Genomic DNA, 17,822 nt, shown 5'->3' with positions numbered 1-17,822 from the left:
TGTTGCTGGGAATACACGCCCCTCGCTTATTAGGCGGCATCAAGGCCGTAGGCGGAATGAAGGGCGCGTACCGCGAGCTCTGTATAATCTTCTGCGACGAGAACGCTCACCTTGATCTCGGAGGTGGATATAGCCTGAATGTTGATACCTTTTTCCGCTAGTGTACGGAACATCGTTCGTGCCGTTCCGGCGTGGGTTCTCATGCCGACGCCAATAACGGATATCTTGGCCACGTTGCTGTCGGCCACGATCCGGTCGAATCCAATATCCTCTTTGGCCAACTCGAGAAGGTTGAGCGCCCTTGGCAGATCGGAGCGGGTAACGGTGAACGTCAGCGCCGCGCTTTTGCCGTCCCGACTGACCGACTGGACGATCATATCGACGTTGATGTTGGCCTCTGCCAAGGGTTCGAAGATGCTGGCGGCGACGCCCGGCCGATCGTTGACCGCAACTACGGTCAATCTTGCCTCCTCGCGACTATAGGCAATACCGCTAACGATTTGCGTTTCCAAGATCTCGTCCTCGTCGACAACTAGGGTCCCTGGCTTGTCATCGAAAGAAGACAAGACTTGAATCCTAACGCCATGTTGCATGGCCAAGGCCACGGAGCGCGTCTGCAGCACCTTGGCGCCCACAGATGCCATTTCTAGCATCTCTTCATAGGTGATGCGATCGAGCTTGCGAGCCTTGGCTACGATGCGAGGGTCCGTCGTGTAGACTCCATCGACATCGGTGAAGATGTCGCAGCGGGCAGCCCCCAGTGCGGCGGCCAGGGCCACGCCCGACGTGTCGGAGCCGCCCCGGCCTAGGGTGGTTATCCGCCCTTGGGGCGAGATACCTTGAAAACCCGCGACGATCGCGACCTTGCCCTCGTCGAGGCACTGCTTAACCGCGGTGGCGTCGACCTCGAGGATCCGGGCTTTGCTGTGGTCGGCGCTGGTCCTAAAGCCTGCCTGCCAGCCCAGGAACGATTGCGCCGGCACGCCCAGTGTTTGAAGGGCTATTGCCAACAGCCCGATCGTGATCTGCTCGCCGGTTGCGACGACCTGATCGTATTCCGCTTCGTCAAAGCTCGCCGCATCCAGGCTCATCACCCAGTCCACGAGCTTGTTTGTCGTCCCCGCCATCGCAGAGAGGACAACAGCGATCTTTAGGCCGCTCTCGCGAGCCGCCTTGACGCGTTTGGCGACATTGCGGATGCGATCGAGATCGCCTACCGAAGTGCCGCCATATTTTTGAACGACCAGTGTCACGGGATGTTGGACTCGCAAAAATACATCTAAGCATATCTTCTTTTAGGCGAACGGAAATATGCTCGACCTTCGAAAAGCGGGGCCTTCTTAATCATGGGGACGAACGAGAACAAGCGTCGCGGGCATCCTGTTGCGGGCAAAAGCGCGCAACCTGCGACCGATCGTGATGATGGAGAAGGGCCGTCGTCGACGGGGACTTCAGCCAGCGAGCGGGCGAAGTTCGAGCGGTTGGCCGAAGGCTGGTGGGACCTGCGTGGTCCGATGCGGCCGTTGCACATGATGAATCCCGTCCGCATCGGTTTTTTTCGTGACGAGATGGTAAAGCGGCTGGGCGGCGGCGTCGATAGCGCTGCTGCGCTGTCCGGATTAGCTGTGTTGGATGTCGGCTGCGGCGGCGGGCTGCTGGCGGAGCCGCTAGCCCGACTGGGCGCGCGAATGACGGGTGTCGATCTAGAAGCAGCACTGATCGATGTCGCCAATAGACACGCCGCGGCGAGCGGCCTGGAAATTGACTATCGCGTGGCCACGACGGACCAGCTGATCGAAGAAGACCTTAGGTTCGACGCGGTGATCGCCTCAGAGGTAATCGAGCACGTTGCCGACCCTCAGGCCTTCGTGAGTTCGTTGGCCCATCTCGTCCGTCCAGGAGGCCTCGTCCTTCTGAGTACCCCCGCACGCACGGTACGTTCGTTTGGACAAGTCATTGTCGCTGCTGAGTATATTCTTAAATGGCTACCCCGAGGAACCCATGATTGGCGACGCTTTTTGACTCCCGCTGAGACCACGGGTCTTTTGCGGCGTGCAGGTCTCATTCCGCTCGATATCGCCGGCATCAATTACGATCTAGGCAAGTCATGCTTCTACCGTACGCCTGACGTTCGGGTAAACTACATGGTCAGCTCGATCAGGCCTCTTGCCTGATCTCCGCACCCTCTGCCCTTCTAGCTGTCGAACTCCGGCAAAGGTGGGATCAGTTTGACGGCAATTCCCTCGTCGACAAGCGCTTCGACATCCGAGTGGGACGCCTGACCGTAAATCCCGCGTTCCTCGGCTTCGCCATAATGAATGCGACGGGCTTCTTCGGCGAAGCGTTCACCCACATTCTCCAAATTTGCTTCGATGTGCTTGTGTAAGGCGCGCACCAGATGAACTGCGGCTGCAAGCTGCGCTGCAGGTGGCGCACTGGTAGGTGAGGGCAGGCTCGTCGCTGCACCGCTCGAAGTCGGGGGCGCATCCTGATCGTCTCGTCGTGTGCGCTTGGCGATCGCTGGAGCCATCAGAGCCTTACGGATCTGCGATGATCCACAAAAAGGGCATTCTATACCGCCGACAGCCACTTGCTGATCAAAGCCGGCGTTGCTTTTGAACCACCCCTCAAACTCATGTTCGCGTTCACAAGCGAGCGAAAATCGGATCATGATTGCTCTGCCGGCGACCTTATCGTCGCCAACAAGGCGTCCAACTTACCGGCCCGGTCCAGTGCGACCAAGTCATCGCAGCCACCGACATGGGTGGTGCCAATGAAGATCTGCGGTACGGTACGACGCCCTCCCGATTTCGCCAGCATTTCGCGCCTTTTTGCCGGTTCGGCAAAAAGGTCGATCTCCTCGTAAACGAGGCCTTTGGCGTCAAGGAGATGTTTGGCGCGGGAACAGTAGCCGCAGAGGGGCTGAGTGTAGATGACGATCTCGGCGGCGGGCAATGGCGGGAACCTCCATCTTGAGCAGCACAACAACCTCAACCCATATCGGCACCGTATCCCGTTCGTGCAAGCGTCAAGGCCGTCACAGAGCATGCGCCGTGTTGTTTCAGTACCTGTGCGCAAGCTGCCAAGGTTGTGCCTGTCGTCAGCACGTCATCGATCAGCACGATGCGGGCATTTTGCACCAGATGTGCCCGTTTGGGTGATATCGCGAAGGTAGCCGGTGTTATGTTTGAATGGCGTGCGCGGGCGTTCAATCCTTGTTGAGACCGCGTCTGACGAGTTCGACGAAGGATGTTGTCTTCGGTCGGGACGCCGGTGAAATGTGAAATCCGACGAGCAAGGAGCGAGCACTGATTGAAGCCTCGCCTCAGCAGGCGCCATCGGTGCAGCGGGACTGGGAGAATAATATCCGCTTCAGCCAGAATCTCCCGGCCGGCCTCTACCATCCAGCGCGCGAATAATTCCACGCCCTCGATGCGGCCGCCATGTTTGAAACCGAGGATAAGGTGCCGGCTGGCCTCGTCATAGATAAGCGCAGATCGCGAGCCGTTAAGGCTGTTGACTGGTAGGGCTTCATCTTCGTCGCCCGTCGAAACGGAGTGAAGAAAACGCATCCGCGACCAGCATCCTGGGCACAAGCCATTCGCGGCATTGATGAATTCGTTGCACGCTAGGCAGCGTCGCGGGAGTACGACATCAATGCCCTTTCCGATCCCGCGTGCGATCGGACTAAGAGCACGATTGAAAGATGCATGTTGCGCGGCCAAATCTTAGCCCGTGGCTAGGCTGCAGGGGTAAGCATCTGCAAGCAGTAACCTGGAGGTGGTTGCTTTTTCATGAGCGGGTCATCGCTATGAGATGCAGAGTTCAATCGGTCGGTTTATATTAGAAAGGGAGATGGGTGCTAACAACCTTAAATTGAATTAGGCAAATTTTTTTAGCATATTGCGCGTATAGGACACGATGGCACGCATCTATTTCAATCGTCATCTGGCGCCACTCGCCGGAAAATATCCGGTGGTCGACCGCGCGCTTCGGCGTATCGAGACAAGCTCGGTTGGCGCCGTTATGGCGGTCGCGAGGGCGCTTCCCATTGAGCGCGCGTCGGATCTGGGTTTTGCCGTAGGCAAATGGGCTGGTCCTCGCACACGCAAGCATCGCAACGTTCTTAATAACCTGCGGATGATCTTTCCCGACCGTGACGATGCCTGGATCCAACAGACAGCAGTGGCGATCTGGGGACAAATCGGCCGGGTGGTTGCCGAATACCCGCATCTTCCGCAGATGGTAAGAGACCGACGCCTCGAATTGGATCTCAGATTCGATGGCGATTTGCTGCGGCGTGGGCCCAGGGGCTTCGTCTTCGCCGCGATGCATCAGGGAAACTGGAATATGCCCGCACTGGGCGGGATCGTAGGTAATTTTCCGCTGAGCGTGGTTTATCAGGAGCAGCATAACAAGGGGTTGGAAGCGCTCGTCGCAAAATGGCGCAATACCATCCCCTGCGGCTTCATCCCTATCGAGCAAACGGCACGACGTACGGTGGAGGAATTGCGCGCTGGTCGAAGCGTCGGCCTCTTTGTCGACCACCGGATCGATTCGGGCGAACTGGTCCCTTTTGCGGGCATCCCGGCGCCCACCACCACGATCCCCGCGCGGATGGCGCTCAAAGCCGGAACGGGCGTAATACCCGCCCGGCTTGAACGCCTGCCAGGCGTGCGGTTCCGCCTGACTGCCTACCCACCCATCTTCATTGAAGAAGGCCAGCGCGACTTTCGCGCAGCTGCTTTCGACGTCATGGCAAAAGTAAACGAGCACTTTGCCGCCTGGATACGCGAAAAGCCCGAAGACTGGTGTGCAGCGACCAAGCATCGATGGACGCGGCCGGTAATGCGTGCGACGTCTACGCTGCGCAACGCTGCCGGATTGGCTTGAGAGGCCTCATCCCGACATTCAGGACGAGGCCTTTTTGTTGTTCTGACGACAATGCTGGTGTTCTCAGACGCCCCAGACACCGACAAATCGCAATAGAACGATGACCACAACAATGAGCAGGAGGAGAGAGACGATATCCATGCCTCCAAATCCACCCGCTCGCGACGGTCCGAATCCGCCGATGCGTCCGTAACCGCCGCTTAAGAGCAGTAGGATGATCAGGATAATCAGCAGCGTCAGCATCGTTGGTCACCTTGGTTATCGATGCCCGCACCGCGCCCGGTCAATCCGGACAGTTTCAACTACGAGCTATATCGAAAACAGCAATTCAACGAGGCGGTTCCGAGGCTGCTGATCGGACCCCGGCCTCCGTATGGGATCTGTCACGGGCTATCCCAGACTTTCTTCTACCCAATCGACCAACTGTCGCTTAGGCAGCGCGCCAACCTTCGTGGCGGCCAATTCGCCGTTTTTAAACATCATCAGGGTCGGGATACCGCGCACGCCGAATTTGGTGGGGGTCAGCGGATTATCATCGATATTCACTTTGACGATCTGAACTTTGTCGCTCAGTTCCTTGTCGAGGTCCTCAAGATGCGGCGCAATCATCTTACACGGGCCGCACCACTCGGCCCAGAAATCGACGATTACCGGTTTATCGGCCTTCAAAACGTCCTTTTCGAACGCCGTGTCGGTCGTCTGAATAATGGCCATGCCTTGAATGTCCTTCGAAGGGCTTAGCGAGCGCAAGCTGTCACCGAACGGAAGCTAAATATTAGCTTCCTCTGTAGTCAAGTTGGGGAAGCGGTCGAACGGACGCAAGGGGGCGGACGATAGGTCCACATCCGACAGCCAGGAAACGACGCCCGTGTCGGTCCAGACAAGGGCGCAGCGTATTTGCTTGTCCGGGTAGAGCTGTGCCAGGAGAGCCTTATAGCTCTGCATCTGCTTCAGGTAGCGTAGCGGGGGGGCGCGATCGCCGCTCGGTGCCGTACCGGTCTTGAAGTCGACAAGAATGATCTCCCGGTCTCGTATCGCCATCCGGTCGATCTGGCCGCTGACCGCAACTTCTCCCACTACGCCGACTATCGGCTGTTCGACGAATGCATCGTTGGCGAAAATGGGCTCGAGGTCGGCTGATTTGAGAATGCGCATGACCGTCTTGGCAATGCCGGCGCGCTCCTCTGCTGGCATCTCGGCTGCCCGGCGGCGAAGCCAGATTTCGGTCGCCGCTGAGCGTTCTGACGCCGGAAGAGACGGCAACGACCCCAAGAGCGTGTGGACGAGCACGCCTCGCCGCAATGCGATTGTGTGCGAGGCGTGGTCACCTAGGCTCGAAGTGGTGGGCTCATCGTCGCTCTGATGGGACGGCGCCAGCGGTCGGCTCTTCGTCGTCTCCTCCCTTGCCGGCTGGTATAACCAGGGCGGTATGGAGGTTTCGCGATCGACGATCGTATTCGCTTCGCTCGCTGCCGCATATGTCGCCGGCACGCCGCGGGAGATTCGCAAGGCGCGTGCGTCCGCCTGTCCGACCCAGTCCAAGGGGAGGCTTTCGACGCCCGGCATGCTTCGCATCGCGGTCTCGACGATGCTGTGCCAGTCGCTGTCGTTGCTTTTTTTGCGCGGCTGCCACCCAGTGACATAAAGTCGGTCCCTGGCCCGGGTGAGCGCCACATAGAGAAGACGCCGCCGTTCATCCCCCGACCGGACATCTTGCTCAGCAATCGCATTGCCCGTGACATCCTCGCGCTCCTCTTTGTTCGGACGCCAGAAGGGCAGGCCGCTTCGCGGATCCCAAAGCAATCGCGATCGACTGATATTTTGCCGAGGGCCCGCATCTGCCAGGATCACGATAGGTGCCTCGAGGCCCTTTGACCCATGGACCGTCATCACGCGGACCGCATCCTGGCTTTGTTCGGGGTCGCGCTTGATCTGCCGCTCATCCTGTCGCAGCCAATAGACAAATCCCTGGAGAGAGGCCGGATGGCCCTCTTCATAGGCTAGCGCCTGGCTGAGAAAGGCCTCAATGGGCTCGAGGGCATCGGATCCAAGCCGCGCCAGCAGCCGACGCCGGCCGCCATCCTCGCCCAGCACGCGTACAAAGAACTCGTAAGGCGGCATGAAATCGGCGCGGCGCAACCATTCACGAATGCGACCATAAACTTGACCGTAGCGGCCGCCATGTCCTTCGGCAAACTGCCGGAGCCGTTCGAGCAGGCTTTGCTGTTCCCTGCCATGAGCGAGCGCAAACAACTCTTCTTCGCTCAGCCCCCAATCAGCGGGTAAATCACTTTCAGATCCGACGAGCGGGCTTTTCAGTAGGCAGCCGAGGGTCAAATCGTCCTCTGGCAGCAGCATCGCATTGCCCAGCGCCAGCAGGTCGGCAACAGCAATGTGCGTAATGATGTTGAGCCGATCCGCACCGGCTACCGGGACGTTGCGACGCTTGAATGCGCGCACCAGTAGGTCTTGGACCGTGCCACGCTGTTGAAGGAGAATCAGGATGTCGCCCGGCCTGATCGGCCGGCCTGCGTGGGCAAGCCGCTCCTTTGTCTCGAGCCATCCTTGCACGCGATCGACGATAGCCTCGGCAAGGCGGCGATTGGCTTCATGCGATAGGGTTTGGCCACCCGGCAGGGGCCATGCATCCTCTGTCTCGTGACCATGATTTTGATCGTCCGGCTCGACAAGCGGCCAGAGCTCGACCTGACCTGCATCGTTCACCCGTTGCGTCTGATGACGGATCTCGACGGCGGCATCTGTGACGCCCTGCCTGACCTCGGGATTGGCATAAACCGCGTCGACGAGTTCGAGAACGGCCCGGGAGGATCGGAACGAGCGTTCGATCCGTTCGACATGCATGGGCTTGCCGGCATTGGCCGCTCGCTCAGCAATGCGATCCCTGACGCTGCGAAAATTGACGAGATCGGCACCCTGAAAACTGTAGATCGACTGTTTTTCGTCGCCGACGACAAATAGAGTTCGCGGGAGTGTGTGGGCGCCTTCGCCGGAGAAGAAATCCTCGGTCAGTCGCTCGACGAGATCCCATTGCGCCGGGCTGGTATCCTGGGCTTCGTCGACCAGGAGATGGGCGATGCGCTCATCTAGTTTGAAGAGCACCCATTCCGTGCGGTCGGGACTGGCCAAGAGCTTTCGCGCCCGCTCGATGAGATCCTCGAAATCGAGTGCTGCTCGCTGGGACTTCTGGCGCTCATAGGACTGAATTGCGGCAAAACCGACCCGAAGCATGGCTTCTGTGCGGCGGGCGATGAACAGGCCACGGACCCGTGCAAAGACCTGGCTGACCCGGGCCTGTTCCCGATCGTAGACATTTGCCTCCGCCGGGAAACGTTCCCGCAATTTCTTGGTCAGCACGTCTCCCCTGGGGCCATTGTCCGCCTTTAGGAAAAGCGGTTTATAGTTTGCCTCGAAAGACCGGAGTCGATCCGGCGCTGCCATCGACAGCCACGTGGCTATCTCGACCGCAGCCGAGAGTTGCGTCTTGCTGCCAGTTCGCAGGGCAGCCACCAGTTGCGCCAATCCTTCCGCGTCATATTCGCCGTCGCGACAGGCACGCAGAAGAATGTCCGCGGGTTGAAGCGTTGGGTCGGCGTCGAGACGCCGATAGATGCTTGCGATGAGATCGTCGAGATCGGAGTGGCGCTCGAGCGCACGCTCAAGACGGACCCGCTGGTCGAGCATTTCCTGAATGGCCGAGGTGAGACTGGTCTCGCTCAGGCTTGTCGCCAAGACGTCGAGGGCGCGGGCCAGCGGGCCATCGTCGTTTTGTGCCAGCGTCAATATTTCCTCCCGCGCCTCGATCATCATTTCGCTGGCTGTACGATCGTCGATCGTCTCGAAATGCGGCGCGACGCCGGCTTCAATGGGAAAGCGCCGCAAAAGCGCGGTGGATAGAGCATGGATCGTCATGATCGGCAGGCCCTTTGGCAGGTCCAGCACCTGCGCAAAGAGTCGGCGGGCTTGCCGGACGCGCTGAAGATGCACCTCTTCGTCGCTCAGATCGGCAAGTTCGAGCGTGAGTTCGCGTTCGTCCGGCATCGTCGCCCAGCGCGAAAGGACCGCTTCGACACGCGCGATCATTTCCGCTGCCGCCGCTTTCGTGAAGGTAATTGCCAAGATGGATTCCGGGCGTGCGCCGGCTAGTAGAAGACGCAGGATGCGATCCGATAGCACGCGCGTCTTGCCCGTCCCGGCATTGGCCGTGACCCAGACAGAATGCTTCGGATCGGCAGATCGCATCTGCTCAGGTGTGGGCCGTATGCGCGACGAGGAGCCCGTCATGGATCTTCTCCGTCGGCATCCGATGGGACGTCCGTACCATACCATTCGCCGAGCCGGGCCAGATGCTCGTACCCATCGCCTCGGCGTGCGATCTCCGGACGCGGCGTCGGCGCATAGCTGGTAAGGGGATCTTCGATATAGGCGGTCAGGCGCTCCAGCCAGTTTCTGGCGCGGCCGGCCAGTTCGTCGGCAGTCATGATCGCCTTTCGGCTGCTCATCGTGGGATTGACGATCTCGCCCGCGGGCTCGCCGCCTCGGAGTCCCCACAGGGTCAGCTCCGCCAGATCCTCTCCCTCAATGCCCGGATATCCGCCGGAGCGCGCAATAGCGGCTTCAACCGGAAGCTGTGGAGCCCGGCCGGTGCGGATGTCCGTGTTACTCGGGAGGACCCCGGTCTTGTAATCGCCAATGGAAATGGCGCCGCTTTTCCCGAGTTCGATGCGATCGGCCCGCGCCTTGATCCTTATTCCGGGCAGTTCGCCATTCGCACTTGGGATGACGATTTCGCCTTCGATCTCGGTCAGGACGCGGGCGACCACTCCCCGCCGCTCGCGTTCCTGGGTTACAAACCATTCAGCGATGGCCTTGAACCGGGGCCACCACAAGACAGCGATTCGCGGCTCTGCGGCAAGGGTTGCAAAAGTCGTCCGGCCGATGGCCAGCAGACGCTCTTGTGCGTCGTCTGGGAGTTGCCCGGTTGGATATTCGCGCAAGAACCGATCGATCGCTGCATGAATAACCTGACCCCGTTCCAGAGGCCCGGGCTCCGCGTCGATCGGGTCGAGCTCGCGAAGATTAAGAATGCGACGAGCATAGTGCTGGTAAGGATCGCGGACGAGTTCTTGGAGATGAGTAGCCCAGTAGACCCTCGGCCGCGCCTTGACCGGCGGACGAGGGCTGGGGCGGCGGATGGGGGCGGGCCAGGCTATTCCCTTGGGCGCGTCGATACTCGACGTCCAATAGGCATATTTTTTATCGGACGTGATCTCCTCAAGGCGACCGTTGGCACGCAGTACGGCCGTTAACCGGCTGAGCCAGCGCGAGGGTTGGGTGGGGGCCCCAGCCTGGTCCTTATTTGCGCGGCTGAGAACGATCTCAGGCGCCATCGCGTTCATGACGAAATCATGCGCAGCTATGCCTATTGCCTGCTCTGCCGGGGGTAAGCCAAGCTGCTGGCGCATATCCCGATTGAGCCAGGGACCGCTATCGGCAGACCTTGGCCAAACGCCCTCGTTCAAGCCGCCGATGAGCACGAGGTCCGCAGAATTCAAGCGGCTCTCGAGCTGACCCAGGATCGCTACCCTCGGATGGCCAGGGCGTTGCGAACGAACGGTTTCCTGACCCATGAGAACTGCTAGGATGGCTGGATAGGCACTCGTTGCGATAATGCCGAGATCGGGGGCGGCTTCGAACAGTTCGGCAACGAAAAGGTTCAGGGTCCGTCCGGCCTCGTGGCTCCAAAGCTCGGTCGGATCGCCGGTTTCGTCCGCACACAGCCACTCGCTAAGAGCAAGATGCGCTTTGAGCAAATCGACAAAGGCTGCCTGTTCGCTTTTCATCAACGCCTGTAGCGGCTTCGCGTGCGTCGCAAGGCTTTCGAGTACCGTTATGATCGCCTGAAGAGTGTCGCTTGATGCCTCCGAAGGCTCGTGGGCTTTGGCAAAATCGATCAATCCTTCGAGGCCGGACGCAGGGCGTTGACCACGAAGGATAGAGCGCTCCATCGCGCGGACAATTCGGCGAAGTTCCCCTTTTGGTTGACCCGCGACGGCAAGAGGATGCTTCAGTAGCGAAAGCAGCCGAATGGGGGCCGCGGATTCGGCTACCATGTGCGCCGCCAACAGCATGAAGGTCCCTGGCGGAGATTGATCAAGCGGTACGCCGGCGCTGTCGTCGGCGATGATGCCCCAGCGTGAGAGCTCGGCGGCGACACGGCGAGCCAGATGGCGGTTCGAGGTGACCAGTGCCACCTTCCGATCTGGTATCTCAAGGGCTTCGCGAATGCGAATCGCTAGTTCCATGGCCTCGCCGTTAAGATCGCCGCTAACGGAAAGGGTCATGCCCTCGAGGGCCTTTGGGCCGTTCAGGCGCGATCCGGCCCAAGCCTCGCTGGACTCCGCCGGGCGAAGAGCCTGACGCAACAGGTTGAGGCGCTCGATACGGGCCTCGGGCGGCGCTTTGTCCGGCGCGAGCCAAGGAGTAACATCTTCCCTTGGTACCTCCATGATACCTAGCAATTTTCGAAGCGCGAATTGCGGATGGCCAGGACCTAATGCCAGCCAGTCGGAAGAGTCGATCTCGAGATCGAGGCCGGGGAGCACAGCACTGCCGCGCTCCGTCGCGGCTATAACTTTCAGCAGACGCGCCACGGCTGGAATGCTTCCGTTCATGCCCGCGGCCACGACCGGATGGCGCGGCGGGTGATCCCGAAGGCGCTCGGTGATCGCGCTCAATAACTGGTTGCGATAGCTGGCAGGATCGACCATCTGGCGAGCCGCGAGAAGGGCCGGCCAAGCTACGCCGATGATGTCCAGGAAACGAAGCGATTCCTGCCAATGCGCTGCGAGATGTGCGGGGACCACATCGCGCAGCCTTTCGATCGGCACGTCCTCCGTCGCGAGTTCGTCCAGAAGCTTGGCAAGTTCGGCCGCCAGTCGGACGGCCTGCTCAAAGGTCAACCCTTGTGCTGCTACCAGGCGTGTCAATGTTGTCAGGCGGGCGATGGGCGCAATTGGCGTGGCAAGAGTCCAGGCCGCCGCCGGATCCAGCGCCACATCCTCGATCGCGGCTTCGCCGACCGGTTGAAGGCGCGGGAGAAGCATCGCCCGGCCCTCGGCGCCTGCGAGAAAAGCATCGCGAACGGCGATGCAGGCACGACGGCTGGGAAGTAGGATCAGCGCTCGCGCGAGATCATCACCCAACCGATCCTGCAACCCTTCGATGAGAGTAGGAATGAAATTCTGGTGCGCCGGTATCGTATAGACGTTTGACATGGACGAAGACTAGGCGATGTCATGCCTTATATTCCAGTCTGCGCCGGTTAAACGAGAAGGTCCGTCTGTGCATTCAGCCAGCTACGCAGCTGGCTGAGAATGGGATGGGTAAGGCGCTGCCGCAAATAGCCGATCACGCGAGGCCGCATCGCAAGATAATTTGGTTTGCCTTGAAGGCTCAGGCGGGTGAAGACCGCCAAGATGCGAAGTGCCCGTTGCGCGCCGAGGACCGCAATGGCGCGTTCAAGGTCATCGCGCCGGAACTCCGGTCGGGAACTTAAATATTGATCGTGCGCAGCTTTAGCGGCTGCAGGGTGCACGTCCCGCCGTGGATCGTCGATCAGGGAGACGAGATCGTAGGCGGGAGGGCCAATGAAGGCATCCTGAAAATCCAATATGCCTAGTCGATCAAAACCATGAGCCTTGGGCATCCAGACGAGATTGGGGCTGTGATAGTCACGATGGAGAAAGGCCGGCTGCCCCAATGTCGCATGAGGGAGAAGATCCTTCCAGAGGTCCAGAAACGCCAATCGCCCCGCCTGATCCAGCGCGGGGAGTTGGATATCGAGGAAGAGTTGGACGATGTCGGTCAAGCGCTCATTTGACATGACTGGCAGACCCGCGGGTGCTTCAGCTTGTTGCATCCGCGCGATGGCTTCTGCGGCAAGACGATAAATCTCGATCTCTTCATCTTCCCGCCAGCTTTGCTTTGAGACCGTAGCGTCGCCGAGATCTTCGAGTAGCGCCAAGCGCTCCTTGGGGCACGCTTCTAGAACGGCCGGCGCATGCAGGCCGATACCACGCAGCCAAATGCTAATCGCGACGAAGCGGTCGATCGGCCCATCATCGCTGCCGTCCATAAGGATGATTCGACGATCGGCGACCGCGAGGCGAAAATAGCGCCGGCCTCCCGCATCGCCAGCGACGACCTCGCGCCGGGCCTGTTCCCAGCCGTGCTGGGCGAGAAAGCGCTCAATCGTCACGGCGCGAGATCAGTGATGCGTGCGTGCCAGCTTGGCGTTCCGGCGACGTTGATGAGCCGTCGATCGGAATTGTTCACAAGATCGCCGCCAAATGACACGCGGAGATGATCGAGATGATAGAGGTCGGGCAGCCGCTCGGGCCATTCAACCAGCAGCGCCGCCCGATCGAGCGCGTCCTCCAGTCCCAATTCCCTGGATTCGTCCGGATCATTGAGACGATAAAGGTCAGCATGGAGAATCGAAAGATCGCCAAGATCATAAGGCTGAACGAGCGTGAATGTCGGACTCGGTACGTCAATAGCCGATCCCGCTCGCGCCTGAATGAGAGCGCGTGCGAAGGTCGATTTCCCCATGCCGAGGTCGCCCTCGAGAAGGACGACGTCGCCATTGCGTAAGCGTGAGGCGAGGTTGGCAGCGAGCCCTAATGTGCCGCTCAACTCCGCGATGTCGTAGGACCGCTGCATCGATCCCTTCTAGTAACGATAGGCCTCGGGCTTGAAGGGGCCGGCATTGTCGAGACCGAGATAGGCTGCCTGCTTGTCGGTAAGCTTCGTCAGCTTCACGCCGATCTTTTCCAGGTGCAGCGCCGCGACCTTTTCATCCAGCCGCTTCGGCAGGACATAGACCTTCTTCTCATAGCTGCTCTGATTCGACCAGAGCTCGATCTGCGCCAGCGTCTGGTTGGTGAAGGACGCCGACATCACGAAGCTCGGATGGCCGGTAGCGCAGCCGAGATTGACTAGACGACCCTGGGCCAGAAGGATGATCCGGTGGCCATCAGGAAACTCGACTTCGTCGACCTGCGGCTTGACTTCATGCCACGCAAGGTTGCGCAAGCCGGCGATCTGAATTTCGCTGTCGAAATGGCCGATATTGCAGACGATCGCCCGATCCTTCATCGCCCGCATATGATCGACCGTGATGACGTCGACATTGCCGGTGGCGGTTACGAAGATGTCGGCGCGCGGCGCCGCGTCATCCATCGTCACCACTTCATACCCTTCCATTGCCGCCTGGAGCGCGCAGATGGGGTCGATTTCGGTGACCAGCACCCGGGCACCAGCGTTGCGGAGCGATGCCGCAGAGCCCTTGCCCACGTCGCCGAAACCGCAGACGGTCGCCACCTTGCCTGCCATCATGACGTCGGTCGCCCGACGAATGCCGTCGACCAGGCTCTCGCGACAGCCATAGAGATTATCGAACTTCGATTTGGTGACGCTGTCGTTCACGTTGATGGCGGGAAAGAGGAGCTGCCCCTTTTTCTGCATCTCGTAGAGACGGTGCACGCCCGTCGTGGTTTCCTCGGAAACTCCTTTGATCGACCGAGCCAGTTCGGCAAACCAGCCGGGCTTCTCAGTGAGAGTTCTCTTGATGAGGCTAAAGAGCACCTCTTCCTCTTCGTTCGAGGCGTCATTCAAGAAGGCCGTGTCACCTTGTTCGGCACGCAAACCCAGATGCACGAACAAGGTGGCGTCGCCGCCGTCATCCAGGATCATGTTGGGCACGCCACCATCGCCCCATTCCAGGATTCGGCGCGCAAAGTCCCAATATTCAGGCAGGCTCTCGCCTTTGAAGGCGAACACGGGAATGCCCGCAGCGGCGATCGCCGCCGCCGCATGATCCTGAGTGCTGAAAATATTGCACGATGCCCATCTGACCTCGGCGCCGAGATGGACGAGCGTCTCGATTAGGACCGCCGTCTGGATCGTCATATGCAGCGAGCCCGCGATACGGGCACCTTGCAGAGGCTTGCTGGCGCCATACTCGGCCCGCAAGGCCATGAGCCCGGGCATTTCTGTCTCGGCGATCGCGATCTCGCGGCGGCCCCAGGGGGCCAGCGAGGCGTCGGCGACGTGATAGTCCTTGAACTCGCTCATGGGCTCATCATCTCAAAACTGGATAGACTCGAGGCTGCGGATAGCGCCCCTCTACGGCACCAAAACGGGCCGGCGCATATAAAGCATGTTTTATATGCTATGGGCAAGATTGGGTCGCGGTTGCGACATCTCCCCCTCTTTTTTATTCCTCGTCGAAACCGCGTTCCACAAGCCCGGCCAGCGTGTCTACTGCCTGCTCGGCATCTGCGCCCGTCGCTGAAATCTTGATAACTGTTCCCGTCGACGCTGCGAGCATCATGAGGCCCAGGATCGACGTGCCCGAGGCGCGGATATCGTCGGTTACCTGAACGGCGATACTAGAAGTGAATCGGTCGGCAGCCTTGACGAATTTGGCGGCGGCGCGGGCATGCAGCCCGCGCCGATTGACGATCGTGACGTCCTTATAGATCGTCGATTCACCCATCTAGTCTGGCCCGAGATTTTTGATCGCAATCAGCGCTCTACCAGGAGAAGTTTGCTCGCGATATTGATATATTTTCGGCCAGCCTCCTGGGCGGCCAAGACGGCGGTATCCAGTGGCTCGGTGTTGCGAATAGTCGCCAGTTTGATCAGCATTGGAAGGTTGGCGCCCGCAATGACTTCCACGCCGGCGCGCTCCATCGTCGAGATAGCAAGATTGGAGGGCGTGCCGCCGAACATATCCGTCAGGATGATGACGCCATCGCCTAGATCGACGGCACGTACCGCTTCGACGATATCCTGCCGTCGCTGTTCGACATCGTCGTCTGCGCCGATGCAGACGGTTTGGATCTGGCTTTGTGGGCCTACCACATGCTCAAGCGCAGCGACGAACGCATCGGCGAGCTGGCCGTGAGTGACAAGTACTAGTCCGATCATCGAGGAGTCCCCTGGGCGTCGACAGCCATGCCTGGCTGGTGACGGAAGGCTGTGCGATTGAGTTCTCTATGGATTATGTTTGCTGGCCATCCCTCTTCAGTCAGCCAAAGCCCCAGCAACTGGGCAATGAAGACGGACCGATGCTGGCCCCCTGTACAGCCAATGGCGATGGTAAGATAACTTTTTCCTTCCGCCTTGAACCGCGGCAGCAAGGGCAGCAACAGGGCCTGAAGATTGCTCCAGAAGCCCCCGAAATCCGGATCGGCGCGGACGTAGGCCTGCACGGTATCCATCAATCCCGTCTGATCGCGCAACTCCTGCACATAATAAGGATTGCGGAGAAACCGCGCATCCAGAACAAGGTCGGCCTCTTGTGGCAGTCCATGGCGGTAGGCGAAGGAGACGAGCGTGATGGTCAAGGGAGGGCGATCTGCGAGGCTAAGATGGCTGCCGAGCCAAGTACGCAGTTCACTGACGAGCGTCGATGTGGTGTCGAAGCGGAGATCGGCCGCTACCTTGAGGGGCGCCAGAAGGGACCGTTCCCGTGCGATGCTATCCATTACTGGTTCGTCGCCGGTGAGCGGATGGCGGCGGCGCGTCTCGGTGAAGCGGCGCCTTAACACCTCGTCCTGGCAATCCAGGAAGAGCATCGTCAGCTCCAACCGCTGATCCCGACGCAACGTCGCGAGATCGGCACAAAATTGCGTTGGCACGAGGCCGCGTGTCCGACTGGCAATGCCGATCGCCAGAGGAGAGGAAAATGGCTCCTTGGCGTTGATGAGGGCCTTGAAGAGAGGAATCGGCAAATTGTCGATGACGTCGAAGCCATGATCCTCCAGGCATTTGAGACTGCTGCTCAGCCCGGCGCCCGACATGCCTGTGACAATCACGACTCGATTTAGCGCCGGGGCCTCGTGTTCGGCCTCAATGCCCATTATCGACTCGCCTCGCTCGCAACACGACCTTCAACCTGGCCAGCGCAGAAACCTCAAAAGGGTCAAGCATGATCGTTGGCAAAGGCACCCCCAGGAGCTTGAGGTGGTCTAGATTCGGCAGTCGTTCGACGCTGCTTCCTTGTTTCCTGCTCTGCAGCTGAACCGAGAGATGAAGAGGATGGCTCGCCTGATGAGCCACTTTGAAGATGCCTAGCCCGCGCAACTCGATGTGGCCGGGCAGTGCCACAGCCGTGGCGTGAAGCTGTCCGTCGCATTTAGTGAGACGAACGAGGTCATCTGCGATCAGCCTCCCGCCACCCTCGACTATTCGCAGAGCCAGATCGGACTTGCCGCTCCCTGACGGCCCCAACAGAAGAATGCCGCTACCCAGCCATTGGACCGCGACGGCGGCATTGATCACTGACGTGGAAGGCGGTTGGGCATCGTCGGTCGCGCTCAAGGGCCTGCCATATGTCAGCCGCGCGGTTGGGTGGAGCTGATGGGGTCCGCTTTTTTCGTCAGCAGGCCATGCACTGCCTCGCGGTCCTCGCTGCATCTGAGCGTGTTGCAAAGCTGCCCGTCCCGCAGAATGCGGGCGATACGCGCCAGAGCTTTAAGATGATCGACCCTTGCTTCTTCAGGAGCAAGCAGCACGAAGATGAGGTCGACCGGCTCTGCGTCTACAGCGTCGAAATCGATAGGCCGGTTGAGACGAACGAAGAAACCGGTCAACTCGGGCAGTTCGGGAATGCGCGCATGAGGGATTGCGATCCCACCGCCTAGCCCCGTCGTTCCAAGGCGTTCTCGTTCAAGCAAAGCGTCCTCAATCCGGGCGGCCGCTATTCCGGTTCTTTCGGCTGCGATATGCGCAACTTCATGCAACAATCCACTCTTATTGTTTGCCTCAAGGCCACAGACGATCCGGTCGCACGTAACCAGTTCTTCCAGTCGTGTCATCGTTGGCTCCGCGCCCTGTCGAGG

The 17,822-nt window shown here is 59.8% G+C and carries 18 protein-coding genes and 1 pseudogene; 2 read left to right on the top strand and 17 right to left on the bottom strand.

The genetic code is table 11. From position 1 onward, the window contains the following. Nucleotides 1-29: 29 nt before the first annotated feature. Nucleotides 30-1,253 (bottom strand): aspartate kinase, encoded by a 1,224-nt coding sequence (locus tag CFB17_RS07630; RefSeq protein WP_088560808.1) that lies wholly within the window; start codon nt 1,251-1,253, stop codon nt 30-32. A 93-nt stretch (nt 1,254-1,346) separates the two neighbouring features. Between CFB17_RS07630 and ubiG the strand changes: the two genes are divergently transcribed. Next, nucleotides 1,347-2,174: a bifunctional 2-polyprenyl-6-hydroxyphenol methylase/3-demethylubiquinol 3-O-methyltransferase UbiG gene (gene ubiG, locus CFB17_RS07625; protein WP_088560807.1), complete on the top strand. Its 828-nt coding sequence runs from the start codon at nt 1,347-1,349 to the stop codon at nt 2,172-2,174. A gap of 20 nt (nt 2,175-2,194) precedes the next feature. Here the strand turns inward: ubiG and CFB17_RS07620 are convergent, their stop codons facing one another. The 4 genes and pseudogenes from CFB17_RS07620 to CFB17_RS20040 all read right to left on the bottom strand — a co-directional run. Further along, entirely contained in the window at nt 2,195-2,671 is a 477-nt protein-coding gene (locus CFB17_RS07620) for a DUF1178 family protein (protein WP_088560806.1), read from the bottom strand. Beyond that, entirely contained in the window at nt 2,668-2,955 is a 288-nt protein-coding gene (grxC, locus tag CFB17_RS07615) for a glutaredoxin 3 (protein WP_243389788.1), read from the bottom strand. Before grxC ends, CFB17_RS07620 begins: the two co-directional genes overlap by 4 nt. Before the next feature lie 35 nt (nt 2,956-2,990). After that, nucleotides 2,991-3,572 carry a ComF family protein gene (locus CFB17_RS07610; protein ID WP_088560804.1) on the bottom strand — a complete coding sequence of 194 codons (582 nt, stop codon included), beginning with the start codon at nt 3,570-3,572 and terminating at the stop codon, nt 2,991-2,993. Beyond that, nucleotides 3,573-3,725: pseudogene (locus CFB17_RS20040) on the bottom strand (double zinc ribbon domain-containing protein); the annotation flags it as partial. A gap of 196 nt (nt 3,726-3,921) precedes the next feature. Here CFB17_RS20040 and CFB17_RS07605 point away from each other — a divergent pair. Beyond that, a complete protein-coding gene (locus CFB17_RS07605) occupies nt 3,922-4,893 on the top strand; it encodes a lysophospholipid acyltransferase family protein (protein ID WP_088560803.1) in 972 nt (323 codons plus the stop codon). 63 nt (nt 4,894-4,956) lie between these two features. Here the strand turns inward: CFB17_RS07605 and CFB17_RS07600 are convergent, their stop codons facing one another. From CFB17_RS07600 to CFB17_RS07545, 12 genes are all read right to left on the bottom strand, one after another. Beyond that, nucleotides 4,957-5,136 (bottom strand): DUF3309 domain-containing protein, encoded by a 180-nt coding sequence (locus CFB17_RS07600; RefSeq protein WP_088560802.1) that lies wholly within the window; start codon nt 5,134-5,136, stop codon nt 4,957-4,959. A 147-nt stretch (nt 5,137-5,283) separates the two neighbouring features. Further along, complete coding sequence (trxA, locus tag CFB17_RS07595; RefSeq protein WP_088560801.1) at nt 5,284-5,607, bottom strand: thioredoxin TrxA; 324 nt, start codon at nt 5,605-5,607, stop codon at nt 5,284-5,286. A 54-nt stretch (nt 5,608-5,661) separates the two neighbouring features. Further along, a complete protein-coding gene (gene addA / locus CFB17_RS07590) occupies nt 5,662-9,195 on the bottom strand; it encodes a double-strand break repair helicase AddA (protein WP_165769486.1) in 3,534 nt (1,177 codons plus the stop codon). Then, nucleotides 9,192-12,188 carry a double-strand break repair protein AddB gene (addB, locus tag CFB17_RS07585; RefSeq protein ID WP_088560799.1) on the bottom strand — a complete coding sequence of 999 codons (2,997 nt, stop codon included), beginning with the start codon at nt 12,186-12,188 and terminating at the stop codon, nt 9,192-9,194. The genes addA and addB overlap by 4 nt, the downstream gene beginning before the upstream one ends. A gap of 47 nt (nt 12,189-12,235) precedes the next feature. Further along, nucleotides 12,236-13,171, bottom strand: a complete 936-nt coding sequence (locus CFB17_RS07580) for an aminoglycoside phosphotransferase family protein (RefSeq protein WP_088560798.1) — start codon at nt 13,169-13,171, stop codon at nt 12,236-12,238. After that, entirely contained in the window at nt 13,168-13,635 is a 468-nt protein-coding gene (gene tsaE, locus CFB17_RS07575; protein WP_088560797.1) for a tRNA (adenosine(37)-N6)-threonylcarbamoyltransferase complex ATPase subunit type 1 TsaE, read from the bottom strand. The genes CFB17_RS07580 and tsaE overlap by 4 nt, the downstream gene beginning before the upstream one ends. 9 nt (nt 13,636-13,644) lie before the next feature. After that, on the bottom strand, nt 13,645-15,048 hold the full coding sequence (ahcY, locus tag CFB17_RS07570; RefSeq protein ID WP_088560796.1) for an adenosylhomocysteinase: 1,404 nt from the start codon (nt 15,046-15,048) through the stop codon (nt 13,645-13,647). 142 nt (nt 15,049-15,190) lie between these two features. Continuing rightward, complete coding sequence (locus CFB17_RS07565; protein ID WP_088560795.1) at nt 15,191-15,472, bottom strand: HPr family phosphocarrier protein; 282 nt, start codon at nt 15,470-15,472, stop codon at nt 15,191-15,193. Between the two features lie 29 nt (nt 15,473-15,501). After that, nucleotides 15,502-15,906 (bottom strand): PTS sugar transporter subunit IIA, encoded by a 405-nt coding sequence (locus CFB17_RS07560; RefSeq protein ID WP_088560794.1) that lies wholly within the window; start codon nt 15,904-15,906, stop codon nt 15,502-15,504. After that, nucleotides 15,903-16,841, bottom strand: coding sequence for an RNase adapter RapZ (rapZ, locus tag CFB17_RS07555; RefSeq protein WP_088560793.1), 939 nt, complete (start codon nt 16,839-16,841; stop codon nt 15,903-15,905). The genes CFB17_RS07560 and rapZ overlap by 4 nt, the downstream gene beginning before the upstream one ends. Beyond that, the gene (locus tag CFB17_RS07550) at nt 16,831-17,301 is read right to left on the bottom strand and encodes an HPr kinase/phosphorylase (RefSeq protein ID WP_165769485.1); all 471 of its coding nucleotides are present in this window, start codon (nt 17,299-17,301) and stop codon (nt 16,831-16,833) included. The genes rapZ and CFB17_RS07550 overlap by 11 nt, the downstream gene beginning before the upstream one ends. A 14-nt stretch (nt 17,302-17,315) precedes the next feature. After that, nucleotides 17,316-17,798 (bottom strand): PTS sugar transporter subunit IIA, encoded by a 483-nt coding sequence (locus tag CFB17_RS07545; RefSeq protein ID WP_088560956.1) that lies wholly within the window; start codon nt 17,796-17,798, stop codon nt 17,316-17,318. Nucleotides 17,799-17,822: the final 24 nt, after the last annotated feature.

This window comes from Arboricoccus pini, assembly GCF_900187945.1.
Lineage (GTDB): Bacteria > Pseudomonadota > Alphaproteobacteria > Geminicoccales > Geminicoccaceae > Arboricoccus > Arboricoccus pini.
Note: the sequence above shows the minus strand (reverse complement) of the source record. Positions and strands in the feature narration are given on the sequence as shown.